General features: G+C 46.0%; 28 protein-coding genes and 1 pseudogene. 11 read left to right on the plus strand and 18 right to left on the minus strand.

The features are described 5' to 3' along the window. Nucleotides 1-33: 33 nt before the first annotated feature. Together MIC7113_RS27765 and MIC7113_RS27770 are read right to left on the minus strand one after the other, a co-directional pair. Complete coding sequence (locus MIC7113_RS27765) at nt 34-1125, minus strand: hypothetical protein (protein ID WP_015185522.1); 1092 nt, start codon at nt 1123-1125, stop codon at nt 34-36. 346 nt (nt 1126-1471) lie between these two features. Further along, nucleotides 1472-3382: an ATP-binding protein gene (locus MIC7113_RS27770; protein ID WP_015185523.1), complete on the minus strand. Its 1911-nt coding sequence runs from the start codon at nt 3380-3382 to the stop codon at nt 1472-1474. Between the two features lie 801 nt (nt 3383-4183). Between MIC7113_RS27770 and MIC7113_RS27775 the strand changes: the two genes are divergently transcribed. Both MIC7113_RS27775 and MIC7113_RS27780 read left to right on the plus strand, forming a co-directional pair. Beyond that, nucleotides 4184-4402 carry a hypothetical protein gene (locus MIC7113_RS27775; RefSeq protein WP_015185525.1) on the plus strand — a complete coding sequence of 73 codons (219 nt, stop codon included), beginning with the start codon at nt 4184-4186 and terminating at the stop codon, nt 4400-4402. 283 nt (nt 4403-4685) lie between these two features. Beyond that, nucleotides 4686-5558 carry a cyanophycinase gene (locus tag MIC7113_RS27780; protein WP_015185526.1) on the plus strand — a complete coding sequence of 291 codons (873 nt, stop codon included), beginning with the start codon at nt 4686-4688 and terminating at the stop codon, nt 5556-5558. Between the two features lie 156 nt (nt 5559-5714). Here the strand turns inward: MIC7113_RS27780 and MIC7113_RS27785 are convergent, their stop codons facing one another. The 6 genes from MIC7113_RS27785 to MIC7113_RS27810 form a co-directional block, all read right to left on the minus strand. Then, nucleotides 5715-6305, minus strand: a complete 591-nt coding sequence (locus MIC7113_RS27785; protein WP_015185527.1) for a DUF4178 domain-containing protein — start codon at nt 6303-6305, stop codon at nt 5715-5717. Between the two features lie 2 nt (nt 6306-6307). After that, nucleotides 6308-7900, minus strand: a complete 1593-nt coding sequence (locus MIC7113_RS27790; protein WP_015185528.1) for a polyamine aminopropyltransferase — start codon at nt 7898-7900, stop codon at nt 6308-6310. Nucleotides 7901-7903: 3 nt separating this feature from the next. Further along, the gene (locus MIC7113_RS27795; RefSeq protein ID WP_015185529.1) at nt 7904-8134 is read right to left on the minus strand and encodes a hypothetical protein; all 231 of its coding nucleotides are present in this window, start codon (nt 8132-8134) and stop codon (nt 7904-7906) included. A gap of 52 nt (nt 8135-8186) precedes the next feature. After that, nucleotides 8187-9212 carry a hypothetical protein gene (locus MIC7113_RS27800; protein ID WP_015185530.1) on the minus strand — a complete coding sequence of 342 codons (1026 nt, stop codon included), beginning with the start codon at nt 9210-9212 and terminating at the stop codon, nt 8187-8189. A 207-nt stretch (nt 9213-9419) separates the two neighbouring features. Next, nucleotides 9420-10100: a Crp/Fnr family transcriptional regulator gene (locus tag MIC7113_RS27805; RefSeq protein ID WP_015185531.1), complete on the minus strand. Its 681-nt coding sequence runs from the start codon at nt 10098-10100 to the stop codon at nt 9420-9422. A gap of 72 nt (nt 10101-10172) precedes the next feature. After that, nucleotides 10173-10793 carry an SH3 domain-containing protein gene (locus MIC7113_RS27810; RefSeq protein WP_015185532.1) on the minus strand — a complete coding sequence of 207 codons (621 nt, stop codon included), beginning with the start codon at nt 10791-10793 and terminating at the stop codon, nt 10173-10175. Nucleotides 10794-11160: 367 nt separating this feature from the next. On the opposite strand from MIC7113_RS27810, the gene hcp reads away from it, so the two are divergent. Beyond that, the gene (gene hcp, locus MIC7113_RS27815) at nt 11161-12795 is read left to right on the plus strand and encodes a hydroxylamine reductase (protein ID WP_015185533.1); all 1635 of its coding nucleotides are present in this window, start codon (nt 11161-11163) and stop codon (nt 12793-12795) included. A gap of 170 nt (nt 12796-12965) precedes the next feature. Next, on the plus strand, nt 12966-14072 hold the full coding sequence (locus MIC7113_RS27820; protein WP_015185534.1) for an ATP-binding protein: 1107 nt from the start codon (nt 12966-12968) through the stop codon (nt 14070-14072). A 286-nt stretch (nt 14073-14358) separates the two neighbouring features. Here MIC7113_RS27820 and msrA read toward each other — a convergent pair whose 3' ends face one another. Together msrA and MIC7113_RS27830 are read right to left on the minus strand one after the other, a co-directional pair. Beyond that, the gene (gene msrA / locus MIC7113_RS27825; RefSeq protein ID WP_015185535.1) at nt 14359-15015 is read right to left on the minus strand and encodes a peptide-methionine (S)-S-oxide reductase MsrA; all 657 of its coding nucleotides are present in this window, start codon (nt 15013-15015) and stop codon (nt 14359-14361) included. Nucleotides 15016-15294: 279 nt separating this feature from the next. Next, nucleotides 15295-15453, minus strand: coding sequence for a hypothetical protein (locus MIC7113_RS27830; RefSeq protein ID WP_155898105.1), 159 nt, complete (start codon nt 15451-15453; stop codon nt 15295-15297). A 299-nt stretch (nt 15454-15752) separates the two neighbouring features. On the opposite strand from MIC7113_RS27830, the gene MIC7113_RS27835 reads away from it, so the two are divergent. After that, entirely contained in the window at nt 15753-15953 is a 201-nt protein-coding gene (locus MIC7113_RS27835; RefSeq protein WP_015185537.1) for an RNA-binding S4 domain-containing protein, read from the plus strand. A gap of 146 nt (nt 15954-16099) precedes the next feature. Here MIC7113_RS27835 and MIC7113_RS27840 read toward each other — a convergent pair whose 3' ends face one another. Together MIC7113_RS27840 and MIC7113_RS34310 are read right to left on the minus strand one after the other, a co-directional pair. Next, nucleotides 16100-16966 carry a class I SAM-dependent methyltransferase gene (locus MIC7113_RS27840; protein ID WP_015185538.1) on the minus strand — a complete coding sequence of 289 codons (867 nt, stop codon included), beginning with the start codon at nt 16964-16966 and terminating at the stop codon, nt 16100-16102. 397 nt (nt 16967-17363) lie between these two features. After that, complete coding sequence (locus tag MIC7113_RS34310; protein ID WP_315889695.1) at nt 17364-17822, minus strand: NUDIX hydrolase; 459 nt, start codon at nt 17820-17822, stop codon at nt 17364-17366. Here MIC7113_RS34310 and MIC7113_RS38340 point away from each other — a divergent pair. Further along, nucleotides 17718-17936, plus strand: a complete 219-nt coding sequence (locus tag MIC7113_RS38340) for a hypothetical protein (RefSeq protein WP_226883546.1) — start codon at nt 17718-17720, stop codon at nt 17934-17936. The genes MIC7113_RS34310 and MIC7113_RS38340 overlap by 105 nt on opposite strands. A 90-nt stretch (nt 17937-18026) precedes the next feature. Here MIC7113_RS38340 and MIC7113_RS39340 read toward each other — a convergent pair whose 3' ends face one another. Continuing rightward, entirely contained in the window at nt 18027-18194 is a 168-nt protein-coding gene (locus tag MIC7113_RS39340) for a DUF72 domain-containing protein (RefSeq protein ID WP_172642215.1), read from the minus strand. A 52-nt stretch (nt 18195-18246) separates the two neighbouring features. Then, complete coding sequence (locus MIC7113_RS39345) at nt 18247-18576, minus strand: DUF72 domain-containing protein (RefSeq protein ID WP_051055817.1); 330 nt, start codon at nt 18574-18576, stop codon at nt 18247-18249. A gap of 291 nt (nt 18577-18867) precedes the next feature. Here MIC7113_RS39345 and MIC7113_RS27855 point away from each other — a divergent pair. Next, nucleotides 18868-20272 (plus strand): annotated as a pseudogene (locus MIC7113_RS27855) (IS1634 family transposase). A gap of 177 nt (nt 20273-20449) precedes the next feature. After that, on the plus strand, nt 20450-21214 hold the full coding sequence (locus tag MIC7113_RS27860; RefSeq protein ID WP_015185539.1) for a DUF1350 family protein: 765 nt from the start codon (nt 20450-20452) through the stop codon (nt 21212-21214). Nucleotides 21215-21304: 90 nt separating this feature from the next. On the opposite strand, the gene MIC7113_RS27865 is transcribed toward MIC7113_RS27860, so the two are convergent. Together MIC7113_RS27865 and MIC7113_RS27870 are read right to left on the minus strand one after the other, a co-directional pair. Beyond that, nucleotides 21305-21886 (minus strand): NADPH-dependent FMN reductase, encoded by a 582-nt coding sequence (locus MIC7113_RS27865; protein ID WP_015185540.1) that lies wholly within the window; start codon nt 21884-21886, stop codon nt 21305-21307. A gap of 88 nt (nt 21887-21974) precedes the next feature. Next, nucleotides 21975-22874: a hypothetical protein gene (locus MIC7113_RS27870; protein ID WP_015185541.1), complete on the minus strand. Its 900-nt coding sequence runs from the start codon at nt 22872-22874 to the stop codon at nt 21975-21977. Between the two features lie 83 nt (nt 22875-22957). On the opposite strand from MIC7113_RS27870, the gene MIC7113_RS27875 reads away from it, so the two are divergent. Both MIC7113_RS27875 and MIC7113_RS36910 read left to right on the plus strand, forming a co-directional pair. Continuing rightward, nucleotides 22958-23338, plus strand: coding sequence for a winged helix-turn-helix transcriptional regulator (locus tag MIC7113_RS27875; RefSeq protein ID WP_015185542.1), 381 nt, complete (start codon nt 22958-22960; stop codon nt 23336-23338). Nucleotides 23339-23340: 2 nt separating this feature from the next. Beyond that, nucleotides 23341-23502, plus strand: coding sequence for a hypothetical protein (locus MIC7113_RS36910; RefSeq protein ID WP_155898106.1), 162 nt, complete (start codon nt 23341-23343; stop codon nt 23500-23502). 71 nt (nt 23503-23573) lie between these two features. On the opposite strand, the gene MIC7113_RS27880 is transcribed toward MIC7113_RS36910, so the two are convergent. Both MIC7113_RS27880 and MIC7113_RS27890 read right to left on the minus strand, forming a co-directional pair. Continuing rightward, a complete protein-coding gene (locus MIC7113_RS27880) occupies nt 23574-24092 on the minus strand; it encodes a hypothetical protein (protein WP_015185543.1) in 519 nt (172 codons plus the stop codon). A 468-nt stretch (nt 24093-24560) separates the two neighbouring features. Continuing rightward, on the minus strand, nt 24561-25484 hold the full coding sequence (locus MIC7113_RS27890; RefSeq protein WP_015185544.1) for an alpha/beta fold hydrolase: 924 nt from the start codon (nt 25482-25484) through the stop codon (nt 24561-24563). Between the two features lie 515 nt (nt 25485-25999). Here MIC7113_RS27890 and MIC7113_RS27895 point away from each other — a divergent pair. Then, on the plus strand, nt 26000-26287 hold the full coding sequence (locus MIC7113_RS27895; RefSeq protein ID WP_015185545.1) for a hypothetical protein: 288 nt from the start codon (nt 26000-26002) through the stop codon (nt 26285-26287). The last annotated feature ends 235 nt before the right edge of the window (nt 26288-26522 follow it).

Raw genomic sequence — 26522 nt, forward strand, 5'->3', positions numbered from 1 at the left:
CCTTTAAACTCAACTAATCTTACTAATACCCACTCACTCGTTGTTTGCTAGCAGTGCCGCAAAAGTTTGAGCTTGTACTGATAGGTTATGGGTTTGATACCAAGCGTGAGCCTGATCGGCGATCGCCTGCAATGATTCTAATGATCTTAAGCCGTCTGTCTGGTGATGCGGAGTCCAAAAGTGCTTTCCCTCAATAATTCCATCAACCGGAAAAGGACTGCCCACATGGCTCACAGGAAGTAAACCGTGAGCACAGTATGCGGCATATATCGTTGATTTTGCCAGAAACTCAGGGGTGTAGTTGAAGAAAGCGGCGAGAGATTTTAACAAGAAACCACTGATTTCGGCAGCCGATCGCTCTCCCAGTTCCACGATCGGTACGCCATTCATAGAAGATAAATTTAAACCCGTTTTTGCACCAATATCCCAGATTTCCTCAATCCCTAGTAACTCGCAGGTTAACTGCAACTCGGCCCAAGATTCGCGATACACTCGTCCTCGATTGCTGGGACTGCCAAACACGACAATACGTTTTTCGCGCTGAGTTAAAGAAGATACTTGATCAGGTTCTCCGATGTTAGAGAACACGGGTAGGGTAGGAATTTCGGTATGTTTGCCGGAACTTAAGTCATAGAGTGATTTAGCATAGTTTTGTCGGCTGGTAAGAATGCGATCGCTCAGTCTCGCCAAACGCATCGCCAAATTCTTTTGCAACGCTGATAGCCAAAAAGAACTTGTCCACGGTGGCCCAAAGGCATAGAGTTCATGGAACATCGTCACTAGAAACCGATGGACACCTGTCGTTCGCCAACCCAGTAAGCCATCGATTAACCAGACAGGACAACCCCGTTTCGCGTAACCATAACCCACATAATGCAGTAAAACGGGGGCGGGTGAGGCGCTAATTTCGTTCAGGGATGATAGCACAGCACCTCTAGAACGATGGGGCAAAACACTAATCGGAAATCCCTCAATTTCCCTCTTTCCCTGCCAGTTTGGATTACCCACTAAAAAATGCGTTTCTTGGTTAAATTCTCGACGCAGTTGACGAGCAAGATTTAACGCATAATCCCCCAAACCATCAATGGCTGGGGGAAGCATCGGTACAACTTGGATAATTTCCATCAAATCATTACGTCTGGAGCAAGCAACTTTATCGCTAAGGTGTATCCAGACCTATCATACAGAGCTTTCGTACCTTTCACTTGTCCTTAAATTGACCACCGTTTTTTGTGGGGATGGGCATTTTACCAGTCCGGATTCTCCAAATTCTATGTACAACTGCTAACAATTAGAAGTGTCACCCATGTCATAAAACGGTTATACGAGCTTCACATTTTCGTCATATTTATTGAGTATCCTGATCGGTGAGCAGAGTTGAAGAAATTGGTCTGCTCCTCACACCACAGACAAATCAGGCTCTCTTGTTCAGGTAGAAGGCAAGAGAGCTTTTTTCTTTTCGCCTGCTTAATTATAAAAGCGTTCCAATTTCCTTTAAATGGACACGGGTAAAGGGTTCAGCCGCACCCAGGGTGTACTGTTCAATTAAACCTTCGCGTCGGATTGAGACACTATCTCCTTCTTTAATCACCACAATGGAGTCGTCAAAAATATCTCGCGTCAGCATCATTTCCGTCTCTGTAGGATTATCCAGCACAACCATATTGCTGCCGTGATAAAACATCCCATCTCGTTCCAAAACGCCTTCCTGATACTCGGCAATTAATAGGTCAAGCTTGGGATTACGTAACAGGTTTTGCACGTTGGTATTATAATCTCGATGCAGAATTTTTTCGGAGCGATTGACAAAGACGGCATCGCGACATACAGCCCCAATTGTCCAATCGGGATGTTGTAGAAGAATATGGTCAATTGTTTCTTGCAGGTCTTGAACCGAAATCCGGTTAAAGGTGATAATCGGAATCCTGGCATCCGTACCCGATGCAAAGAATGTTTCCAGGATATGAGAAGGCACATCTACACTTTCACCGACAGCCGGTCGAAGATGCATCGAAATGCCCGGAGCTGCATTGATTTCAATAATGCCAAAGTTGCCAGATTTCCATGATTTTGTCAAACTTTGGGCAATCACATCAATGCCCAAGCAAGTCAGCTTAAAGTGCTGGGCGATGTCTTGCGCCAGGATAATATTGTCAGGGTGAACCGTGCGTGTGGCATCAATACTCAAGCCTCCCGCTGACAGATTCGCGACTTTGCGAAGATAGACGGTGCGGCCTTTTTCAATCACGCTATCCGTTGATAAGCCTTGCTCCTCTAGATACCGTGCCATGGACTCATCCGACTGAATCTTACCTAAAGGGGAGGTAGCGGAGTCTGTCCGTTCCGGCTTACGGTTTTCGCGCTCAATTAACTGTGCGATCGTGGAATAGCCATCACCCACGACTGAGGCGGGACGGCGTTCGGTTGCAGCAACGAATCTCCCATTAACACAAAGCAGGCGAAAATCCACCCCAGAGATACTTTTCTCAACAATGACTTCAATTCCTTGGTTCTCAGGAATGGCATCGACAGCCCGCTCAAAGGCAAATTCGAGTTCTTCGGCGTTTTGCACCTCAGCTGTCACTCCAATTCCTTTATGACCGGCTACGGGTTTGACGGCGACAGGATAACCAATCTTGTCGGCGACTTTCAAAGCTTCCTTGCGGGAGACAACCACATCCCCTTTCGGTACAGGAAAGCCGAGATTGTTTAAAAATGCCTTACAGTCATCCTTGCGGGTGGTAAAGTCAGAGTCTAGATGGCTATCACAGTCAAAAGTTGTGGCGCTGCCGCGAACTTGCTTTTTCCCATAGCCGTATTGCATGAGTCCTTCATCCCACAGATAAAAGGCAGGAATCCCTTGATCCCCGGCTGTCCGGAGCAAGGCGTAGACGGTTGGACCACCGTAAACAGAACGCCGGAACATATCCTGAAGCGCTTTGATCTGTTCCTCAAATAAAAATTCTTCGCCTTGAGTGATCGCTTCAAACCAGTCCCAAACGGCGTAAACGACGGCTCGCTGAGTACGGGCATGAACGGTTGGGACGCTAACCCTGACGAAATCCTTATAGGGTTTGAGATTCCAACGATCCAGGTGCAGCCCCATGTCGAGTTTTCCCGCTTCAGATACCGTTCGCGCAAACAAATCGGCGTAAGAGTCGGCAGTTTGGTTCCTCAACTCTGGGAAGCGATCGCTAATAATGGCGACATAGTCCTCAATCGGTCGAGGCGCTAAATGCCCAGTAAAGGCAAAATCAAAGACGAGCGCCGCACTGTCTAAGTAGGGATTGGGTCCGATGTAATGCTGGATGTTAAAAATATCGAAAGCATCGGTCTTCCTAGCATTGATCCGAAGAGTATCCGCATTTATCTCTAAAATCATTAATTATCTCCCTATCTCTAAATCTCTAAATATTCAATAATCTATAGACGGAGTCGTGCTTACAAGAGACTTTTAATAGTTAGGTCAAGTTGAGCCTTGAGGGTGACGACTGAGTCCAGGGATTGAACTTAAAGGTTGGGCATCTTACCCGCTTTCCACCTGAATCTTGCTCCCCATTGAACTTATCTTAATGACCACTGTGTTTTCCTCTATCGCAGGATATCTAGAGGTGGAGATCACCCCTCAATCCAGAGAGTCTTTTGTTAAGAGAAAATAAAAAACGTGTTGGAGGTGACAGACAAGGAGAAGATAGTACCAAGGACTGCAACTCAAGACCGGGCTTTACAGGATCGGCGCTTTCGCGAGGCACATCTTTGTATGCCTGATCAAACTCACTAACCCTCAATGGTTTGGCTAGTGCATTGTATATGACGAGGCTTCTCAAGCGTAATTATTCCGATTCGCTAGTGCAAATGCGACCAACCAGGGCGATGCGGCGATCGCTCTACCATTCCAGTTCGGCTCGGAGAGCTTATGGCTGAAGCGACAGTACGTTTTGCGCGACTGCTTAAGGGTTCGGGCTGCTCTATCCAGTGGCGTTACGAGGGTTTAGTGGAATCACACCCAAAATTCACTCCTCTCACTCACCCTCTAATCGCTCAAAAGACTCAAAAGAGGACGTATCTTTGCTGCTCAATCCTTGGGAAGAAGGGTTTTGTATCGAATGATACAACTTTTGAGGGAGGTTAGAGAAACCCACGCGATTGAATAAATAGAAGAAAGCCTTAGGAGGCAGTAGAGATGAATAGCACAAAAACTTCTCTCAGAGATGAAGTCCGAGAACTTGCTGAAAAAGCGTTTCACCTCAAACTAATTTCTGGCTATGGCGATGGTCAATATAGTGACGAGTACCAGATTGTTGCCAACGGCAAACCCAAGCATTTTCCCTTAGAGCGTGCACGCTTGCTTTTAGAAAACTTAATTGCCAGCCAGCAGCACAATCACTACAGTTTTCATTAAGAAACTGGATTGAACACTAAAAAGGGGATTCTGGGTTAAGAATTACAAACTCCTGCTTTATACCTCATCCTCAAGGAAGAAAGCGTAGCATTTCGCTAACAGACTTCAGTCTTAATTAAACCTGTTTCCCCTTTGACCCTTGGAGTAAGGGTCTTTTTTATGACTAAAATCTTTTTGAGTTTCTGTATAAAAATCTACCATTCGGCTGTTTAAGGAGCCAAAATTGTCAGTCTTAATAGATAAAGGAATCAACTAAAGGCTCAAGGTAAAGGCTCAAGGGACTATGGTGGTCAGCGACACGAACAGACAGTTGGTGATTATCGGCGGGGCGGAAGACAAGCAAGGAGACTGCACAATTCTTCGGGAATTTGTGCGACGTTCTGGGGGAATTAATGCTCGAATTGTTGTGATGACAGTGGCAACGGAACTACCCAGGGAAGTCGGCGAAGACTATATGCGAATATTCGAGCGACTGGGGGTTGAGGATGTCCGCATTGTTGACACTGTTGAGCGAGAAGATGCTAATACATCAACCTACTTAGAAGCAATTGACAAGGCTACGGGTGTATTTTTTACAGGCGGCAATCAGGCTCGTATTACCAGCGTTCTCAGGGAGACTGAACTCGATAGGCTGCTTCACAAACGGCTGGCTGAAGGACTGGTAATTGGAGGCACCAGCGCGGGAGCTGCCATGATGCCCGATATGATGATTGTAGAGGGAGATTCCGAGACCAATCCTCGCATCGAAATTGTGGAAATGGAACCTGGGATGGCGTTCCTTCCGGGGGTCGTCATTGACCAGCATTTTGCTCAGCGCGGACGTATTGGACGCTTACTCTCAGCGGTGGCACAACAGCCGGTTAACTTGGGATTTGGGATCGATGAAAACACAGCCATTGTAGTGACGAATAATCAGATTGAGGTCGTTGGAGAAGGTGCTATTACCGTTCTTGATGTATCAGGAATTACTCATACCAACCTGGGTCAAATTTTAAAGGACGAAGACTTAGCACTGTGTGGAGTTAAGCTTCATATTCTGCCCCATGGCTATCGCTTTGATTTGGCTTCTCGTCAGCCAATTTTTGAAAACAACGTTTCTACAACGAACCAAACTGATGCTCAAGCACAAGACATGCCGCTAGTGGAATCAGCTTAAACTATCGATTCAATGATTGAATTGGGTTAAGTTGGAGGCATAAGAGGATGGGGGGATAAGGGGCGTGATTCTTCTTATCTCCTCAAAATCAACTATATTTTTGTAGCATCCCCTGTTATCGTGAAAGCGGGATAGATTCTTGGTGTTCTCGTTTAGCTAATTCCTATACACCCGGCTGCCATCACCCGGTAACAGCATCAGCATTCTGGGATTAATCCGCTGTCCCACAGTGACCTCAATTTCTCCATTCCAGTCCTCGATGGAAAGCACTTGATCATTGCTGCCTTGATAGTCAAAATATCGACAATGCTCCCCTGTGCGCCTTAAGGTGGTGCCGATGCGAGTCATAGTTGCCCTGCCTGACTCAACACAACGGTAAGTTTCACCCGCAAAGGTGATTTGCTTGGGGGGTTGCTGGCTAACTTCTAGTTGAGTCGTCGGTTCTAGTAAGGCAACCTCAACACGGTCATCTTCATCCACAGAAAGCCAACGGATGCGCTCCCCATCTTGGAGGAGATACTCAAACCAGGTATAGTCCTTGTCCTCATAGGTGAGGCGTCCTTCCACAACCCAATCCGTATCCATATACTGCACAATATCCCCAATTTCCAGGGTAAACACCGTGCGTTCTACAGGTGGCAGATGCCGACTGCCGCCAGTGCCTGGTAAGACACCCCGTTGCTGGAGTACTAACAGGACAATTCCAGCACTCACAATGGCAATGATTCCAATCCAAACCAATAGCATATTTAGTAAGCCGCCCAACGAGGGTCAGACTGGTAGCGTACAATCACGGGGTGGGAGAGGCGATTGACCTCAACATTCCCTAACTTGACATCCCCCGGTAGCTGAAACAAAGTGTGCAGCATGGGTTGAGTCAGAAAGCGAGTCGGCACTGATAACTTTAGGCTGTCCGATTGAATCGACTGCCTCGACGCCAAGACAAAACCCCAGGGGCCAAAACTGGGAACATCCACAACATAAGGATGTACGGATAGTCCCACATCTGCCAGGGTTGCCGCAATACAACTCAAGACCTTGGGTGCAAAAAAGGGGCTAGAAGCCTGAGTCACTAAAACGCCTGTATCTGTCAGTCGGGACAAGAGGCGGCGGTAGAACCCTTCGGCATAAAGCTTGGCAAGAATCTCTTGATCGGGGTCGGGAAAGTCAGCAATAATCACATCAAAGGTTTCGTTCAGGGCGGGTGCACTCACAAACGCATCAGCAAAGACTACTTCCACACGAGGGTCAGCAAACGCCTTGCCATTCACCTGTACCAACTGAGGATGATGGCGTGCCAAGTTCACCACGGCGGCATCTAGATCAATCAGCACGACCCGTTCTACCTCAGGCCACTTCAGCACTTCCCGCAGCGCCATCCCATCACCCGCACCGAGAACCAAAACTTGGCGCTTCCCCGTACTGGCACTCATGGCAGGATGTACTAACGCTTCATGGTAGCGGTATTCATCCAGGGTGGAGAATTGCAAATCGCCGTTGAGGAAGAGACGCACATCGTTTGCCTGCCGCGTCAAGACGATACGTTGATAGGGGGTTTGGATGCGGGTGATAACAGGGGCGTTATAAAGAGTGTTTTCCAAAGCATTACTCAGGGGTACGGATAGAGGAGCTAAGCCACACAACAGAACACCAGTCAATAACCCGATACGTCCCCAGAAACGCAGTTTGGGAAATCGCCACCCGATCGCACCTACCATAAAAGCCGGTAAAGCACCCAAAACAAAGGCCGTGGGAAACATCCCAATTAGCGGTAACAAAAGCACAGGAAAGGCGAGGGAACCCAACAGTGCACCGACATAATCCAGCGCTAAAACACCCGCTAAAGCCTCACGCACACCTTCCTCTAGTTCCAATATCCGCGTCAGTAGGGGAACCTCCAGTCCGGCGAGGATTCCCAGCACAATGGTGACGAAGAATAAACCCAGCCAGATAGAACCATTGCTGACAAACAGCGCAAACAGCCCTAGGGGTAAAACAGCCGTGAGGGGGGCAATCAGCAGTTCAATTTTGACAAAGGTTAACAGGAGTTGGCGTTGTAGAAACTGGGAACTGGTATTTACTGCAATGAACCGACTCAGGTAAGAACCGATACCCATGGCGGCTAAGAAGACGCCAACCGAGACGCCATAGGCTAAAGCTTGATTCCCAACGAGGTAGCTGGCGAGGGTTCCCAGTAGGAGTTCTACCGCCAGTCCACAGCTAGAGGAAACAGCCGCAGCAGCGAGTAGTAGCCAACGTTGATCGCGACAGAGAGAGGGATGCGGAGATTTAGAGGGAGATAACCCGACTTCTGGGTTGTTCGGTGGGATTGCATCTTCCATCGTCTATTTTCCGGTACTCGGACCGCCCCCGCGAAAGCTACCATAAGCTGAACGATTAGGCAGAGGGTCCCAAACGCCTCGGTAGTAATAACCAGAGATGTATGTGCTATGCCGGGGCCAGTAGTGGCTCTGTCGTTCTTCCCGCAGGGTGAGGGCTGAGCGCTGACTGTAACCGGCGGTAATGGTGAATAGGGCGATGATGATCGCGGCGGCTGTCAAAATCTTAGTTAACATGGCAGGAATTTATATTTTGAGCGGTATTAGGCAACAGTGAGATTGTGTGTTCTCAGGCCGGGGGACTATCCTGGGGCGAACTGGATGCTGGACTCATTGAGGAGTCAATTTTCACTACCTCGACGCTTTTCAGAGTACGGGTTCCATCACGGACGGTGAGCGTTGTGCTATCAATCGGTCTATCGGGCAATACTTCCACATGGAAACCGTAGGAACTGCGGGGTTCTAAAATGAAGAATGTCTGTAAATGACCCGTGGCTCCTTTGATTTTGCCTTCTTCTTTTTTAAAGCTGAGATGCAGAGGAAAGGAGCGAGTATAGATTTGTTCGCCATAGGGGTCGTTCAGCCAGAGACGAACTTCCAGTTGGGGTGGGGAGGTTTCGTCGGAAGCGACATCGACATTGACGCGCACCAGGCGACCTGCTCCACCTACTGTAGCGCGATCGCTGGGGTCGCTATCCTTAATGGTTTTGGCGATCGCTTTTTTCCCTGTGAGCGGAGTGGCGCATAAGGCTACAAGAGCCAGAGATGAAGTCCCAACCAAACCCGCCCACAGATAGCGTGTATCTATAGCACCATTTTGCACGATCACTTCAAACGGCACGGGTTGATCGAGTTCTTGCCCTAATGCATTGCCATACTCTAAAACAGCGATCGCAATTGTCACTGTTTCATTCTGCTTGGCACGAACATCGAGTCCTCCTAACACGTCTTCTTCTTGCCAACTCCCAGATTCCCCATCCTCATACCAGGTGCCGGATTCATTCCAGGCTTGCTTGATGGCAGAGGCGAAGGGCTTCCCTTGGTTATCGAGGAGCTGAATTTCGTAGGTTACCCATGTGTTGGTTGGCAGCAAGGCTTTGACTTCGACACGCAGCGCACCAATCATTTGCCGCCGGAGGGTGAGTGGTGCTAATTGAACGGGTTCGTCTTCGCTGGCATTGACGGTTGTCGATAGCAGGGTTTTCTGGAATGAGCCGGCACTGAGCAAGGCTAAAAACACCAGCAGCGCTGCCCCCAGAGCCACATAAGGCCAAGGGTCGATAAAGCGACTGGTGCGCTGAGTTTGAATAGTCACTGGCTTTTGTTTTTTATCTATAAGTTATTATCTACACGTTGCCAATAGGGATTTCCAGAACAGCGTCGTTATAAGTTGGGGCTGGATTAGCTATTTTTTATCTAGTTTTAGAGGGTAATCTAAGCCAGCAAATAATTTCAGACGCTAACTTTTCAAATTTAGATGCGCGTCAGCTTATAAGGCGAACCCCTCTTTACATTGTCTTGGTTAACCTTCTGCTAAGACTATCAAACGCTCTCGATTTAACAACTGAATCTTAGAACCCTCGATCGCAATCAACCCATCTTGACTCATCTTGGCAAACACCCGCGAGAGAGTTTCCGGAATCGTCCCCAAAAAAGCCGCCAATTGAGTCTTGGTCATATCGAGTTCTACTTCATTGCTTTGGTCATTGCGATCGCTCAAATACAGCAAATAAACTGCCAGTCGTCCTGGCACTTCTTTAAATGAAAGATTTTCAATAATCTGGGCAAATCGGCGCAAGTGACGGGCGAAAATTGCCAGTATATTAATAGTTAGAGTTGGGTGCTGTTCTAGGAGTGCCAAAAACTCAGTTCGGGGAAAAAATAATAACTCACTTTTCTCAATAGCCGCCGCTGAGGCGGGGAAACATTGCCCATCAAATGCCGGTACTTCAGCAAAATGCTCTCCAGCTCCAAACAAATGTAAGATTTGTTCTTTCCCTTCAATCGAGAGCTTATAAACTTTAACTCGACCCGACTTGACCACAAAAAATCCCCGACCTTCATCCCCATCCTCAAAAATGACTTTACCTTTAGGATAGGTTTGTGCGATCGCAATTTTAGCTAACGCATCCAATTGGTCTTCTGGTAGACCCCGCCACAGTTGAACAGTAGCTAAAAATTTACGAAGTTCAGAGGCTTGCATCGAACATCCTCAAACGTTGACCGCTTTGATTTTGCATCCTTACTGGTTGAGGATATCATTTTTTAGAAGCGTTCATTGACCACAGTAGCCTAGATTGTCTGAACGTACAAAGCCGCTTATCGGTGTTTCAATGGGCACCCAACCGTTAACACCCTCGTTGGCGATAAACACCCTCTGATTTTCATCGAGTGTTCCAACTACCTCACCATCGGGTTTGGAACGAACGGCTAGATTGGGAGAAACAGCCCTACGGCAATTACTGCCCGGTACAGTAGAAATCCTTTCACCTGCTATAGGATTTGGCATTGTTTGAGCCATAGGTGTTTGAGTCATGGGTTGGGGTGGTACTGCTGCTCCAGCACAGTAGTTCAAATACCTGGCAAATACATAACCATCCATGGGGCCTGAAATACTGACCCATCCATTCATCGGCTCACCGGAAATATTAACATTTTGTCCATTCTGTAATGTACCAATTACTTGTCCCCCCGGTTGCTGACGAACGTTAAGGGCTGTATTAACATCTACTTCTCGGCAGCTAGTTCCAGTGGCTTGCGCGACCTGATATCCATCGGAAGTCTGGGATAATGATGGGGCTTGATTAGCCATGGAAGTCTTAGGGAAGATTGCCAATCCTAAGGAAGATAAGGCAGTAACTCCCAAGATTTGCCAACGATTTTTCTTGAATTTCATGAGAACAATTTTTCCTTTTAGTGCTTCTATCTAATTCCCTATTTTCCAGAAGATTTTATCTATCTCATCTATCTCAAGTTGAATAATTTTTATTGTTTGTTGCAATGAATACAAACCTCTAACTAAAGACAGAAACCTAAAATTTGTTGAGAGTAAATTATCCGATCAGTATTTGTAGGGGTAATCCTTCCGTAGTTGCCCCGTAATGCTGAGGAGCTGGGGTGCTGAGGAGCTGGGGAGTTGGTTAGTTATGTTCGCCAGTCTGCACTACTGAGAAAGGCAATTTCCGCAAGATTGACTTAAGTCAAGGCGCTTTCCTTTGACCAATCCTAGAGTAGGCATAGATGAGACAAGAAGGAAGTGAGCTATGTTTTGCAGCCAGTGTGAACAAACCGCCAGAGGACAAGGATGCGAGCAATGGGGCGCTTGTGGTAAAAGTCCAGAAGTCGATGCACTACAAGATTTGTTGACCCACTGCCTGCGCGGACTCGGAGAAGTGGCGCTAGCAGCTCATCAGTTGGGTATCCGTAGCCGCGAAGCCGATGTCTTTAGCTGTGAAACGCTCTTTTCTACCTTAACGAACGTTAACTTTGACCCAGAGTGTTTTGTCCAGTATATTCAGCGTGCGATCGCACTGCGTGATGATTTAAAAGCGAAAATTCAACTCACTGGTACACCCGTAGAATTTACTGCTCTCTCATCCTTCCAACCGGCTGACACTCTCGAAGCCTTAGTCCAACAAGGTAAAGATATCGAATTCGAGTTTATCAGCAGTTCTGCCAAAAACGTCGATATTTTCTCCCTGAAACTCACCATCCTTTACGGACTCAAAGGGATTGCCGCCTACGCCTATCACGCCCAAGAATTGGGTCAAGAAGATGACCGCGTTTATAACTTCTGCCACGAAGCCTTAGCCGCACTCGGTCGCCAAGACATCAGCCTCGATGAGTGGGTCAATATGGCGCTGAAGTTGGGCGAAATCAACCTACGAGTGATGGAACTCCTCGACGCCGGCAACACCAGCACTTACGGTCATCCTGTCCCTACCTCGGTTCCCCTCAATGCCAAGCAAGGCAAAGCCATCCTGATTTCGGGACACGACCTCAAACACCTGGAAGAACTCCTCAAACAAACCGAAAATACGGGAATTTCCATCTACACCCACGGGGAAATGCTACCCGCTCACGGCTACCCCCGCTTAAAGCAGCAATACCCCCATCTTTACGGGCATTACGGCACCGCATGGCAGAATCAAGTTCGGGAATTTGCTCAATTTCCTGGGCCTATTGTGATGACCACCAATTGCTTGATGCCGCCTCATGATGCTTACAGTAACCGCGTTTTCACCCTTGGCCCGGTTGGTTGGCCTGGACTTAAGCACCTAGAAACCGATGACTATACCTCTGTTATCCAACAAGCGTTAGAACTGCCAGGGTTTACCGCTGATGGCGAACCGCGCCAAGTCCTAACCGGTTTTGCTCGCAACGCCGTCCTCAGTGTGGCGGGTGAAGTGATTGAAGCCGTCAAACGGGGAGATATTCGCCACTTCTTCTTAGTCGGCGGTTGTGATGGTGCCAAGTCAGGGCGTAGTTACTACAGCGAGTTTGTAGAAAAAGTACCTCAAGACTGCGTGGTGCTGACTCTTGCTTGCGGTAAGTTCCGCTTCTTCGACAAAGACTTAGGAGATATTGGTGGTATTCCCCGCTTAATGGATGTGGGTCAATGCAACGATGCTTACTCCGCGATTCAGATTGCTCTAGCGTTGGCGAATGCCTTCAATGTAGATGTGAATCAGTTGCCCTTGTCCATGATTCTTTCTTGGTACGAACAGAAAGCTGTATCGATTTTGCTGACACTCCTGTATCTGGGAATTCAGGATATCCGCTTAGGGCCAACGCTGCCAGCGTTTATTTCACCAAATGTGTTTAAATTACTATCGGAAAAATACAACCTTAAGCCCATTACAACGCCGGATCAGGATTTAGCAGCTTGTCTGGGTTAAGGGACTAGGATAGACGCGACTCAAAGATCGGATTGCACCGCTTCCACAACCAAGCCAAGATCATTGAAAATTAGAGGGATTCCATATCTCTCTAATTTTTCCCGATCTTTTCCCCCCCTTAATAATGAAGTAGGGTAGGGACTGCTGCGCCCTGTTCAAAAGCTAGGAAGATGGTTGTTAATCCGTTTGTGCCGCAATATTTAGTTGGAAGAGAACAAGAACTGCAACAGGTGCTTGAGATTCTCTCCGTTGATGGAGATTTGCTGATTGCAGGAGTGCCCGGTAGTGGACGGCGTTCTCTGATCCGTTGGGCGGCAGACAAGATTGGGGCTAGAGTCATAGAAATTGACTGTATGCGAGCCACGGACGGAGAGCGTTTTTTGCTCTTGTTGGCGGAGAGTTTGATGTCCGTCTTTGCGGCACCGGAGGAATTGACGTTAATTGAGCAGTGGATTCGATCGCATCCTCTGAGTTTGGAGGAATCGCCCAACGGACAACCTCGTTTAGTCTGGCACCTATCCGCCGGGGGGGAATGGACGCTGTTGCAAACCCTGCTGCACTTACCCCAAGTGATGGCTGAGAAACTCAATTGCCGAGTGTTGATGATGTTTCGGAATTTCCCTCATATCCGCTCTTGGGATCGAGCAGGCAAATGGGAAGCGTTTTTGCGTCAAGAAATCGCCAATCACGCTCATGTCAGTTATGCGCTGATTGCCACAGTCGCAGAGCCTTGGGTGGAAGATATTAGCTTACAGGTTGTCTCGTTAGCCCCTCTGGGGGATGAAGAACTTCGGACATGGCTGCTGGCTGCGATGAGTTCTGTGGGATTAACTTTTGATGCGGATGGACAAGCGATCGCCTTATTCTTAAGTTATGTTCAGGGACACTTAGGGGATGCGATCGCACTGGCTCGACGTATTTGGCTCGATTGCCGGGATTCACTCCTTCTCAATGGCAACCAACCAGAAGGGCTAATTCAAGCGCATCACGTCCATCGTAGTGCTTTGGCCCTCATGGAAGATTTATCCATTACCTACGAATCGCTGATTTTACTACTCCCTCCTAGTCAAGTTCAGGTATTAGAAAGCCTAGCTCTCGATCCTACGGATAGCCCTCATAGCCGCGAATACATTAAAAAACACCGACTTTCTAGAGGGGGTTCTCTTCAAGGGGCTTTGGCAAGTTTAGAGCATAAAGGTCTCGTTTATGGCTCTAAGTACAGCTATCAAATTGCTTTACCTTTGCTGGGCTTCTGGCTCAAGCAGCGTATTGGCTGAAATTCAGGCGGTGGAACACAAGGAGCATCCCGAATTTGCCAATGCACATTTTTCATGCCCCTTAATTCTCCCCAATGTCTTATATCATGTCCGGCTAAACAGCCATCATGTCCTTTTACCTTGCAACCTTCCTCCTTCTCTTCTGCCTTCTGCCTTCTGCCTTCTGCCTTCTGCCTTCTGCCTTATCTCCACCAAAGTGTAAGTATTCAGCCGGACATAATCTTAGAGGGGAATCATGCTGATTGAGCCAATCTATGGGAGCAAAAAGAACCGTTAGTGATCTGTACTAACTCCCCAGTGTCACATTTTCAGGGAAACAAACTCTCGTACCCCCTAAACCACAATACCCACCAGGATTTTTGGCGAGATATTGTTGATGGTAGCCTTCTGCGTAGTAGAACTCAGGCGCATCGATAATTTCTGTTGTCGTCTTCCCAAAACCGGATGCTTTTAGAGCTTGCTCATAAGCGTCTCGTGAAGCTTCAGCTAATTTCTTTTGGCTTTCGGAATAGACGTAAATTCCCGAACGATATTGAGTGCCAACATCATTCCCTTGACGCATTCCTTGAGTGGGATCGTGGCTTTCCCAGAAGGCTTTTAATAGTGTTTCGTAACGGATGACTTTTGGGTCAAATACCACGTAAACCACTTCATTGTGACCCGTCATACCCGAACAAACTTCTTTGTAGGTGGGGTTGGGAGTAATTCCGGCGGCATAGCCAACAGCGGTGGTGAAAACCCCGTCAAGCTGCCAAAATTTACGTTCTGCTCCCCAGAAACACCCCATGCCAAACATCGCAATTTCCATTCCCTCTGGATAGGGCGGCTTGAGGGGATTACCGTTAACAAAGTGATGGGCAGGTACTGGCATAGGTTCTGCCCGTCCTGGCAATGCCTCTTGGGAAGAGGGAATACTGTGCTTTTTACCAAATCCAAATATCATCTGTAACTCTAACTCTGATTTTTGAGATAATTATTTACCTTCCTTAATAATAGCTTGTCTCCTTGTTCAGGAGGGTTACAGGATGAACTGAGGTCATCACTCTTGCCCCCTAAAGACAAGACAGGGGCACGATGGATATTACCGTACCCCTGAAACTATATGCTTGCATTCGATTTAAAATCGCTAGAATTAGCGATCGCGATGTGAAAAAATGCACCCTGCCTACTAAAACCGTAAGATGCCGTAAATCTCCGGCAGCAGGGATGTTAACAGATAGGCTTACTGAGAAACCGCAATCGCAGCCACTCTACTCATCTCCATCACCGTTCCCTGCCTGTCAACATTCCCGTGTTGGAAAAACAAGCAAGCCAGTAAAATAAAGCCTAAGAGGGATAAGCTGAACTCGACAAAAACCGGGAGAGTAATAGTACGTTCCATAAAAACCTTTTGCTCGTAACCAAGAGCGCTCATTCATCCACAGATCCATGACTAAGCTCAGTGAACTCTGGTTGTGGTCTACCTACCAAGATAAGAGTACGGATATGTGAATACCTCCGTAAATTCTCGGAAATTATCATCTATCCAATGGACTACTTTTAGGAGATTACCCTGAGGACATTTGCTTAATTGTGTTGCAAGCCGACTAAACTGGTTGGTGATGTGTAAAGCGCCGTTAGCGCCTTACTCTTCCCCGACTGCGTGACTAACCAACCCTTAGAGATTGCAAATTTTTGGCAATGACAGATGATTCTACGATTAAGCTTGACCAATTTTTGAAGTGGATTGGTGCCGCCCAGACCGGTGGTGAAGCGAAAATAATGATCCAAGGTGGTGAAGTGCAAGTGAACGGTACGACTGAGACTCGACGCGCCCGGAAATTGGTAGCAGGAGATGCCGTCATGGTGAACCGACAAATTTACAAAGTAGAGTTTCCCTGAACTCTGCTAAGGTTATGACGGCTTAGAAATACCAGGGAGGGGTAAGCTGTTACCCATTTAATTGGCTGAGTTGTTGCCGCTAGGGAGCGGGATTGATCGCTTTTATCCTGTATTTAGACTATGCCAGTTAAATGCACATTCGTTTTTTAAAGTCCATCTGGTTTAGATAACTGCCACAGTTGGATTTCATAACAGAGATGCCGCTCAAAAAGTTGACGTGCTTCTAATCCTTCAACAACCAGCTTTTTTACCCAGCGATGAAAGATCCAACGCAGAAGTTTGTATAACGGTGGAACTGCGATCGCAATCAAATCTGCAATATAGTTGATCGTGTTCATGCCAAATCGGCGAAAAGTGTCAACATACAGATCGATGGTGGGCAGAATTTGGGCGGAAATATCCTCAGATTTGACTAAACTGAACCCAGCCTGCTTTAAGGCTGTATGAAGCTCTGTGACAACATGACAGTTAGAAAAAATTCCTTCTTGATAATTGGGATCAGAGCGCATCATATCAGCCAGCAGAAGGTAGCCACCACCGCTAAGAAGATTGGCAGCACCTTGAGCAATATCGACAGCCGCCATATACTGGCTACTTTCACTCAACAAAATGAGATCATAGGAGTGGGTTGCCTTAAAATTTTCAAAATTCGTTAGGTGGAAGATGGCATGACCGTGGGTACACTGGAGAAACCGCTCTTGTTGAAACGGATCGGGTGCGAGTCCTTCAACAGCAAAGCCACGCTCAAGCAGGTAAGCTGCATTTCCCCCAATGCCACAGCCAACATCTAACACTGTATGTGTCCCTGCGGGAATGAAATCAAAGAGTTTAGCGGCATAAGCTTCCTGAGCAATTCGTAGCCGCCCAATCGTTAGTTCCTCAGCGGGAACCGGTAAAGTTTCCCAATAGCCATAATGAAGATAGGGCGAATCTAACAGCCCCAGGTAGTAATTAAGTGCTGCATTTTGGTAGCGAGTTACTTTTGAAATAGAGATTGATTCTGACTTCGGCATTAAGAAAATTGGGTAAATTTTAGGATGTCAGGCAGGGGTGAAATTCTTCTCAGCAATTGCCTACCTATTCATAACATTCAGTCGGAGAAATTTCTAATTTTAAACTTATATCATTTAATTGTATTTCTGTCAACATACAAGTCCTACTCAGTCCTTTCAATGTGTCTATATGATGCCGCAATCAAAAAATTCAAAGTACAAAAATTCTGGCTGACTATCCACACATCATATTTTGTCACTGTAGGCAGCACATTATTAAGTGGGAAACGCTCGTTAATATGCAGATTTTTGCCAGTAAACACATCAATAGCTAACCTTAAAATTGGATAAATAGTTACTTAGGTTTATTTTGAAGTTCATAAGTTCCAATTTTGGATTGAACGGTATTTCTCTAACATTACTGAGCAAGTACGTTACGAGCTTTGAGAATCATTACACAGCTTAGTCCCTGTGTGATTTTGCTATCCATCACCATTTGGACGGCTTCATCCAAGGAAATACGAAGTCTTTCTATCGTTTCTGTACCTTCTTGATGGATTTGTGTGAATGTTAACTGACGAGCCAGAAATAGATACACGGGGCAATAAACAATTGATGTATCTATATGAAAAAACCCTAGTTCACTCCATTCCTTTGCTTTGATTCCAAGCTCTTCTTGAACTTCGCGTTGTGCGGCTTCTTGGGGAGGTTCATCCTCCTCAATTGTACCACACACTACTTCGATACTTTCTTTCCCAAGCGTATATCGAAATTGCCGAAAAAGATAGACTACGCGATCGCTATCTATCGGCAGAATCGCAACGCCAGGTTTTATCGTGACGGTGCCATAGATACCCGGTTTCCCGTCTGGTTGAATAACTTGGTCTTCACGGACATTGATAAACGGATTTTGATACTTGTGGCTAGTTTATTTTATTGTCCAAGACCCATGTTTTTGTACCATGATGAGTTTCCTCGCTATAAGGATTGAGATTAATGATGAATGCTTTTATTTATAGTTATATTCGCTACCTTGCAATCAGCAATAAATGGCTTTAGTAGTGTAGTAATTATTTGATTTTTATTCAATTTTTTTTGGATGAAGTTTAATTAAAAACTCAAGGCGATCGCTATTAATCGACCATGTGTGAGGAAACTGGAATAGAATCGGTCTAAGCTTTTCCTCCAAACCCGATGACCGCTCCATCAGGCGAGATAGGGGTTCTTCAGGGTCTTTCAACTTCTTCATGTGAGCCTGCAAGGGACGCTTCGCGCATCCCCAACAGATGGAAGAAACACAATTAGCTGAAATCATTCAACCATAAGGGTTTGAGAATGTGTTTCTTAAGAGTGAGAAAGCGGCTACCTTTGACGGCGAAGAGAAACTCTGGAGGTGTCTGATTTCGCCAAGTTTCAAAGACAGACCGCTCTGGCAGACGGTAGAAGGAAAAGATAAGTGTTGAAGGTAAAACGGCGAGAGTCAATAACTCGCACCCATCTGAGTTAAATGCTTGTGTTGCCAGCAAGGCTAACGCCGCTACACCCGCTATTGCGCCCCACCCAAGAGCGGGATTCTGAGCCAGCCAGTCGGAAACGCTCGGTATCACCAGATGGCTAAAGTCTCCATCCACTTTGGCTCTGAATTAACTGAAAAAAGCTCAACTTAGCTCAGTTAATGCTAAAACCTCTGACTCTGCAAGGATTCCCGGCCTTCGTCGAGACAAATTAGCCCGCTAAGTACGGAAGACCCGTATTCCCTGATGAGGACGCTTCTAACGGAAGTTCCCCCGTACAGATGAACTACAAAGGGAGAAAAAGCTTGAGTGACGGGAACTAGAGCCATTTACTCCCAGAAAGCCGTACCCATGTTTTTAAGAATTTTTTAAGATTTTGGCGGGGAGATTTCTGGGACAATAGTAGCCATGTATATTGAACGAGTCCCTAACAGAAATTCACCCCCCGCTGTCCTCCTACGAGAGTCCTATCGTGAAGGGGGTAAAATCCGTAAAAGAACTTTAGCTAACCTGTCAAAATTACCGGATACTGTCATTGATAACTTGAGAATAGTGCTCAAAGGCGGCGCAGCTATTGAAAATCTCTCCGAATCATTCTCTGTAGAAAGAAGTCTACCTCATGGTCATGTAGCTGCGGTTTTAGGAACAATCAAAAAACTGTCTTTGCACCATCTAATCTCACCCTCAAATTCGAGAAAACGAGCTCTAGTTTTGGCGATGATCGTGGCGCGTCTCCTTGACCCTCGTTCCAAGTTAGCCACAGCGAGAGGATTGCACAGCGAAACGTGCAATTCATCGTTAAGTGAACTGTTGGGCTTAGAAAAAGCCGATGAAGATGAATTGTATGAAGCAATGGATTGGCTGGTATCCAAACAAGAATTAATCGAAAATGAGTTAGCCCTAAGACATCTATCCGAAGGAGCTTCGGAAACTTCTTGAACAAGAAGCTGTTCAACTCTCATTATTTGATGAAACTGACTTAGTAGAATTTTCTTGTTCTGATTACCCCAGTGAGCGGCTAATTGCTTGTCGCAACCCGATGCTTGCTCAAGAAAAGTCTTTGACTAGAATTGCTTTATTACAGGCGACACAGCAGGAACTCAATAAGATTGTTATCGCCACTTCACGAGATAAACGCGCCCTCAAAGGAGCCGACCAGATTGGACTGAGAGTGGGGCGAGTTCTCAATGCTACATGTGTGGGGAAATACTTTAATATTGCCATCACTGAGACAAGTTTTTCTTACTCATTGAATGAAGCGGCTATCGCCAATGATTCGGCTTTGGATGGAGTCTATATTATTCGGACTTCAGTCAAACCGGAGACTTTAGATGCGGCTCAAACGGTGAGAACCTATAAAAGCCTTTCTACTGTCGAACAAGCTTTCCGCAGTTATAAAACTATCGATTTGAAAGTACGTCCAATTTATCACCGTTTAGAACAGCGCGTCAAAGCTCACGTCTTCTTGTGTATGCTGGCTTATTATGTGGAGTGGCACATGAGGAAAGCTTTAGCTCCACTGCTGTTTGACAATGAAAAAGTCACAGTTGAACCGGAGGGAAAAAGTTCAATTGTTGCTCCATCTAAGCGTTCAAAGAAAGCCCGCGCTAAGGCAGCGACTAAAAAGACACCTGAAAAGCTTCCTGTCCATAGTTTTCGGACTTTAATGACTGATTTAGCAACGATTGTCAAAAATAAATTCCAGTCTAGTGGTCTGGAGACTTCTCTAATGTTTGAGAAAATTACTCAACCGACTCCACTCCAACAAAAAGCGTTAGATTTGTTAGAAGTTTCCTTAATTTGTACCCAGTAACAGCCGAGGAGTTGAGTCTCTCCCTCTCTCACAGCATAGGTTGTAGTTTTTTGTCAAAGGGGAACTTCCGTTCTAAGCCTGCCCCAACAGCGTAGAAGCTGCCTTGAGTAAAGGACAAATGGAACCTAACTAAATTTCTACAATTAATTAAAGATTTATTAAATAAGTGATCGCAGTATGGATTGGCAAGAAGTATCAAGTAGCTGGGTTTTAATTCCTCCACGTCCCAAGGGGATTGTGCATTTTCTGGGAGGGGCTTTCGTCGCGACAGCCCCCCAAGTAACCTATCGGTGGATACTAGAACAATTGGCACGTCAGGGGTATGCCGTGGTTGCAACGCCCTTTGTGAATACCCTGAATCATACAGCGATCGCACGAGATGTACTCAACCAATTCGAGACAACCCTATACCGCTTACAGGCAAAATCTGTTTTAAGTAAACGCTATCTGCCCATCTATGGTGTGGGACATAGCATGGGTTGTAAATTGCATTTACTAATCGGGAGTTTATTTTCGGTTGAACGTGCGGGGAATATCTTAATTTCTTTCAATAATTATCCCGCCAAACGTGCCATTCCTTTTATTGAGCAGATTAATCTCAATCCCACTTTTGATATCGAGTTTACACCCTCACCGATAGAAACCAACGAGCTAATCGCTCAGCGCTACGAAGTCCGCCGCAATTTACTCATTAAATTTACCAACGATGACATTGACCAAACCGCGAGCTTAATCCAAGTCCTGCAAAAACGCTTCCCCGATATGGTGGGAATGCGGATGCTACCAGGCAATCATTTAACCCCGTTAGGGCAAGATGTTAGCTGGAAAACGGGAGATGTCTTTACTCCCTTTGATGCGTTTGGTCAGTGGATGAAACAAGGAGTCTATCGCGACTTGAATCAGCTTCAACGAGAAATACTGCGATGGTTAGAGCCGTTTTAAGCTATCTAAATAGTCTTGTTTAGACTTGATAAAGTCTAATTTATGTCTGTTAGGGGTGGATATACCAAAACCCCTAACACTAAGTGTCTGTTAAGCGATTAACTTGGCTAATACGGTAGTCAACTTATTACCGAGTTGTTCAACTGCCGACTGTTGCATTGAGTCTTTCAACCTGCCATCCGGAGCAAATGCTTCATAGGCTTTGGGAATGGACTTCTGATCTGGCAATACCAAAACACCAATACTGCTGAGAATGGCACGGACATGAGTTAAGCCACGCAAGCCTCCCAACGCTCCAGGTGAGGCACTCATCAAGATAGCAACCTTATCTTTAAAACAAGCCAACATTGGCTCTCCTGGCTCTGGACGTGATGCCCAATCAATCGTATTTTTCAGGAGCGGTGTAATCGAGCTATTGTACTCCGGTGCTGCAATTAACAGTCCTTGATGGGTAATCATCAGTTGTTTAAAGGTTTTGACATTGGCGGGAATCCCCTCTTTGGCTTCCAAATCTTCATCAAATAGCGGCATCGGTAAATCGCGCAAGTCTACATACGTCACTTCTGCGCCTGCTGTCCGCGCTCCCTCGGCGGCAATCTTCACCAGTGTTTTGTTGTAGGAAGCTTCACGAGCACTGCCGGCAAAGGCCAGGATTTTAGGTGCGTTGGTCATGGTTTACTCCTGAAAGTGGTTTTGAATCATACCTATTGGGTTTGAGTTTGACACATATTTTCTGATGCCTTCTCCCTTACCGAACTCATCATCCTTTGGCAGGAGCCAACCACAGCGCTAAGTTACGAATATAAGTCTTAAGGTCTTCAAGAGCACGGGATTCGGTTTGCATACCATCACCGGGAGGCTCATCCACAAAGCTGGGACTCCCCATCTGGGCATCCCAGTTGTAATCACAAAAATGATGAAACGTGGATTCTGCGACTACCCGTCCCAATGTGTTCCCCTGTGCGTCCTGCATCTGCTCAATTGCTACAGCGAGATTGAAGGGGCGACCTGAAACCAAGCTTTTGCCTGTAGCAATGACACGAGCATGTGCATCATTAATAGAGGTGCCGACTGCCCCCTCATGAGGATGCGCTGGAAAAAACTCAATGAACCCAGAAGGCGAGGTAGGATTTTTCAGCAGTTCGTGAATGGGTTCAACAGGCACTATCTTTTGATAGTCCCCATTGCGACCAGAGTGGTAGTTAGGCCAGGAAATCGTTTGGGTGTAGATGTCGTCAATGCAGTGTCGAGATTCATCAGGGTCGGGATTGTGGTTTTGGAAAAAGTGATATGTACCAATATTGTCAAGTTGGCAAACTGAGCAACCTAAATCCTGATGATCGCGGGTGACAAGCAGACCCCCACCCCGTTGATGAAAAGCTGTGATACCTGCACAATCTTTTTGCGTGAGTCCATCACCGACATCAACGGCAAACAGCCAGAGTTCATCAAAACCTGAGTGATCGAGTTGGCTCAAAACTGGATCATTGCCGACGGCATCTGATTCTCGATTCCGTGCGGTTACTTCGCATAAATAGTGACCTGTTTCGTTTTTGAGGGATGCCAGATAGTCCTTTAACAAGGAGAAACGCTCAATACTCCAGTCATCTTCAGTAGTCCGAATGGTTGTTTGTAACAGAATGCGAATCGGTTTTGTCATAACAGCTATATTTATCTAAAGGTATGATGTCGAGTGTACAAATGTTTTAGCAAGTAGGCACCGAAAAGTGCTGTACTTACTCGATGGTGCGTAAATTTCCAGAACCTGATGTTTTTCAGGCCAACTGCCCAACCCAGCGTGTACTCGAAACGATTGCTGATAAGTGGAGTGTAATCGTAATTTATGCTCTCTCCCAACAAGAGACGAGGCGCTACAGCGAACTGCAACGAGTTATTGGTGGAATATCGCAAAAAATGCTGACACAGACGTTGAGGAAGTTGGAGCGTGATGGGTTAGTGGATCGTAAGGTATACCCCGTTGTTCCACCAAAAGTTGAGTATTCGTTAACGCCTGTAGGCCATACATTGACTGAATTATTGAAGGCGATTTGTCAGTGGACTCAGATTCACTGGGATGAGATAGAAGCGGCTCGCGTGCGTTATGACCAAGGAAGCGATCCCTAAAGTTGACCACCTTACAACGGTTGTGGGTTGGGATGGTCGGTTGTGACGGTTCATCTGAAACAGGCGATAGGGCGCAGGCGATCGCTATCTCTTACCCATTTTGTGGGAATTGTCCTGATGCGGTTAGAGTTTCCAGGAATAAGGGAATGGTAGATGCACCCTGATTCAATCCCTGGCGAACACGCTGGGGGTTTTTTATTTGTAAGTGATTGGCTCACAAGGATGTGCTAGCATCCTAGGCTACGGGAGCATAAATTCTAAATTGATGCAAAACATCTGGGTTAAATAATACGACTTTTTGATGTTTGGGGAACTCTCCCTGGTTAAGTCTGACAGCGACTTGACCAATCGTTTCACTAAATATAATCTGCTTGAATAAAAGATTGTTGGTAAAAGACATGAGGTGAAAAGCCGTAGCGCATTCTCCTTTCCAGCCAAAATCTACATTGAGTTTGATGTGATGCATTTCATGGATGCAGCGAAAAATGAGATTTATCTCTGAACCTAACAAATCTGAATTGTTGAATAGCCGAGTTACCAATAATTTCCCTTGCTTAACATCAGCATGAATATCTTCTAAGGATAACTCTGGTCCTCTAAAGTAAGGTTCAAAGTCAACATACTGAAAATCTATTCCTGGCAATTCTACGTGTGCTAAATCAATGATAAATTGACGAAAAATCTTGACTATAGAAGAAGACATATCATAGCCTGGAGAAGCCACATAATGCCGAGCTATGTCTTCAATATTCATGAGGGCTATATCCATAGATGCTGCTAGATGTTATACTGACCCATTTGCTGTTATCTTCAGCTATTGTCAAACCGAGTCACTTTTAACATCATTTATTGTGGGGCTTTTGACCCAAAAAATCTTCGAGGTAAATACGGAAATTGAGTTCCGATTTTTTTTTAATATCGATGAAGTTCCTATGTTAAACCGTAATTTTACGTAGATAATCTGCCTAGATATGGCTGATACCAAATCTGCATCTATCTGATATCTTTTACCTGGCGATTAGAAAGAATTAGCAATCTTCTCCCCATCACTCGTTGCAATCAAGGAGGCGATTCCAGCGTCAATCCCTACAGCTTTATCAAGCTGAGAAAATGCCTTGACGGTATGGTTTTCGACTAACAGGGAGACGAACCAGCACCCTGACGCATCCAATTTTACTGTGACAGTAGAAGGCTCACAGTTTTCCGCAAGAGTGGGACACAGCTAACTTTGTTGAGGAATTGCAGGTCTTCCTACTTTTTCCATGTTAGATAACCACTGGAGCATGAGCTGATTTACAGCCTCCGGTTTCTCATCGTGGGGACAGTGACCGGCATTGGCAATGCTAACAAACTCAACATCCTTACCCGTCTCACTCTGCTGTTGGTAGATTGCTGCACCAGCAATCGGCGTCCAAGGGTCATCTTCTCCCCAAATCACCAGTAGGGGATGCTCTACTTTGGGTAATAGTTCTGTTGGAGAAGGACCCGGAGGGGCGGTGAGAACGGAAGCAAATACCTGTTGAGCACCAGGGTCACAGGAAGGTGTGTATATTAAGTCTACTAGTTCCTCGGTAATGGCTTCGCGATCGCGGTACACCTGCATAAGGGTACGACGAATGCGCGGTTTCTGGCGAATGAGATTAAACAGGAGTGGCCCTGTAAGTTTAGAACTAACAAACTTTGTAAACATTCCCATGACTAAACGCAAGGGAGGATTTAGCTCATCGGGGCGGTGATTGAGTCCACCGGCACAGTTAATTAAAATGCCACCCGCAGCGATTTCTGGCTCATTCGTCACTACCATCAAGCTGAGCAAAGCACCGATAGAGTTACCAATAAATACAGTGGGTTCCTGGATATGAGCGTGCCAGAAATCTTTTAACTGTTGCTGCCACAAATCTAAGGTATAGTCCAATGCGGGTTTATCGGAACCGCCAAATCCCAGCAAGTCAATTGCAAACACCTGGTAGCCAGCTTCTGCGAGTACCGGAATATTTTTACGCCAATGACCAATCGATGCGCCAAAACCATGAATCAGCACTAACGGCTTACCCGTACCCATTGATGTGTACTGGATTTGATGACCCTGCCATGTCCAAAAGTGCTTTTCAATAGTGTTTGTCGATATCAGGAGTGGAGTTGTCACAGAACTTCATGAACATTTGTTTAACTCCTTCTAGGATAACCAAGTTTTATGAAGATTCTTAGTGGAGATAGGATAGAACGATTTCTCAACCTCTACTCTGAAGCAAGTGAGGCTCAACAATCTCTAAACCCCTGGATATGACCTTCTGCAACATTGTGTCATAGCCCTATCATAAATCTGCCTCTGCTGCACTGGGGGAATTACCCCATTTTGTATTACACCGGATAACGGCAGGAGCCTTACTTGACTTAAACAGGGCCATCTACTCTCCTTTGCGTATTACACATTGGTAAAGCAGAAGTGTGGCTTTACGGGACTAGGGCAATCACCCCGCTTCCTGTATTACACTTTACTCGATAGAATGAGTTTCAGCGGTAGCGGGAACGTGGAAAACTCTGAGCGCTAAAAAGAGGGAGTACTCGTTCTGATTCCTCTTGCTCACTATTGCTTCTTGTAAGTACCATAACCCTGCTATCTGTATCTGGTGCAATGCGTTCTTTATCAGGAGAATCTACATGGGCTTAACAGATCGCAGTCGATTAGGTGGCATCAAAAGTAGACAACAACGTCTACAACGAAAGCTTGAAAAGATCGAGCCAAAACCTCAATCGGCTTTTACTTCAGCCTCAGAGAATACCACCATCTCTGATGATTCATCTGCTCAAAAAAATGCTTGGGAAAAATATATGTTTGCCAAAGCTATTTATGAGGAAACCAGAGACATGGAGCATTGGCTATACATGCAGAAGTGTATTTCTGAGTACGAAAAAACCTTGAAATCCAAGGTCAACGTCAAAGCTTAATGAAGACTGGGTAACTATATTTTTTTACAGAGTTCAGATTTAGGCTTGTAGCATAGCACCTCTATCAAAATCTTAACAATCGCTCTCTTTGAGCCTGATGGCCTTAAAAACACTTTTATTGAGATCAGGGAAAAGCTTTCATAAAAACTAAAAGCTGAAGTCTAAGGGAGAGGGTAAGGAGGCTAGAAAACTGGATAAACAGTATTATAGCTTCCTTAAATTGTCTCAAAATACG

Origin of the sequence: Allocoleopsis franciscana PCC 7113 (genome assembly GCF_000317515.1) — a bacterium.
GTDB classification, from domain to species: Bacteria; Cyanobacteriota; Cyanobacteriia; order Cyanobacteriales; family Coleofasciculaceae; genus Allocoleopsis; species Allocoleopsis franciscana.

Coding starts and splice junctions, on each gene's coding strand:
- MIC7113_RS27765 (WP_015185522.1), bottom strand. CDS start 1,125: ATGGAAATTATCCAAGTTGTACCGATGCTTCCCCCAGCCATTGATGGT.
- MIC7113_RS27770 (WP_015185523.1), bottom strand. CDS start 3,382: ATGATTTTAGAGATAAATGCGGATACTCTTCGGATCAATGCTAGGAAG.
- MIC7113_RS27775 (WP_015185525.1), top strand. CDS start 4,184: ATGAATAGCACAAAAACTTCTCTCAGAGATGAAGTCCGAGAACTTGCT.
- MIC7113_RS27780 (WP_015185526.1), top strand. CDS start 4,686: ATGGTGGTCAGCGACACGAACAGACAGTTGGTGATTATCGGCGGGGCG.
- MIC7113_RS27785 (WP_015185527.1), bottom strand. CDS start 6,305: ATGCTATTGGTTTGGATTGGAATCATTGCCATTGTGAGTGCTGGAATT.
- MIC7113_RS27790 (WP_015185528.1), bottom strand. CDS start 7,900: ATGGAAGATGCAATCCCACCGAACAACCCAGAAGTCGGGTTATCTCCC.
- MIC7113_RS27795 (WP_015185529.1), bottom strand. CDS start 8,134: ATGTTAACTAAGATTTTGACAGCCGCCGCGATCATCATCGCCCTATTC.
- MIC7113_RS27805 (WP_015185531.1), bottom strand. CDS start 10,100: ATGCAAGCCTCTGAACTTCGTAAATTTTTAGCTACTGTTCAACTGTGG.
- MIC7113_RS27810 (WP_015185532.1), bottom strand. CDS start 10,793: ATGAAATTCAAGAAAAATCGTTGGCAAATCTTGGGAGTTACTGCCTTA.
- hcp (WP_015185533.1), top strand. CDS start 11,161: ATGTTTTGCAGCCAGTGTGAACAAACCGCCAGAGGACAAGGATGCGAG.
- MIC7113_RS27820 (WP_015185534.1), top strand. CDS start 12,966: ATGGTTGTTAATCCGTTTGTGCCGCAATATTTAGTTGGAAGAGAACAA.
- msrA (WP_015185535.1), bottom strand. CDS start 15,015: ATGATATTTGGATTTGGTAAAAAGCACAGTATTCCCTCTTCCCAAGAG.
- MIC7113_RS27830 (WP_155898105.1), bottom strand. CDS start 15,453: ATGGAACGTACTATTACTCTCCCGGTTTTTGTCGAGTTCAGCTTATCC.
- MIC7113_RS27835 (WP_015185537.1), top strand. CDS start 15,753: ATGACAGATGATTCTACGATTAAGCTTGACCAATTTTTGAAGTGGATT.
- MIC7113_RS27840 (WP_015185538.1), bottom strand. CDS start 16,966: ATGCCGAAGTCAGAATCAATCTCTATTTCAAAAGTAACTCGCTACCAA.
- MIC7113_RS39340 (WP_172642215.1), bottom strand. CDS start 18,194: ATGAAGAAGTTGAAAGACCCTGAAGAACCCCTATCTCGCCTGATGGAG.
- MIC7113_RS27860 (WP_015185539.1), top strand. CDS start 20,450: ATGGATTGGCAAGAAGTATCAAGTAGCTGGGTTTTAATTCCTCCACGT.
- MIC7113_RS27865 (WP_015185540.1), bottom strand. CDS start 21,886: ATGACCAACGCACCTAAAATCCTGGCCTTTGCCGGCAGTGCTCGTGAA.
- MIC7113_RS27870 (WP_015185541.1), bottom strand. CDS start 22,874: ATGACAAAACCGATTCGCATTCTGTTACAAACAACCATTCGGACTACT.
- MIC7113_RS27875 (WP_015185542.1), top strand. CDS start 22,958: ATGGTGCGTAAATTTCCAGAACCTGATGTTTTTCAGGCCAACTGCCCA.
- MIC7113_RS27880 (WP_015185543.1), bottom strand. CDS start 24,092: ATGAATATTGAAGACATAGCTCGGCATTATGTGGCTTCTCCAGGCTAT.
- MIC7113_RS27895 (WP_015185545.1), top strand. CDS start 26,000: ATGGGCTTAACAGATCGCAGTCGATTAGGTGGCATCAAAAGTAGACAA.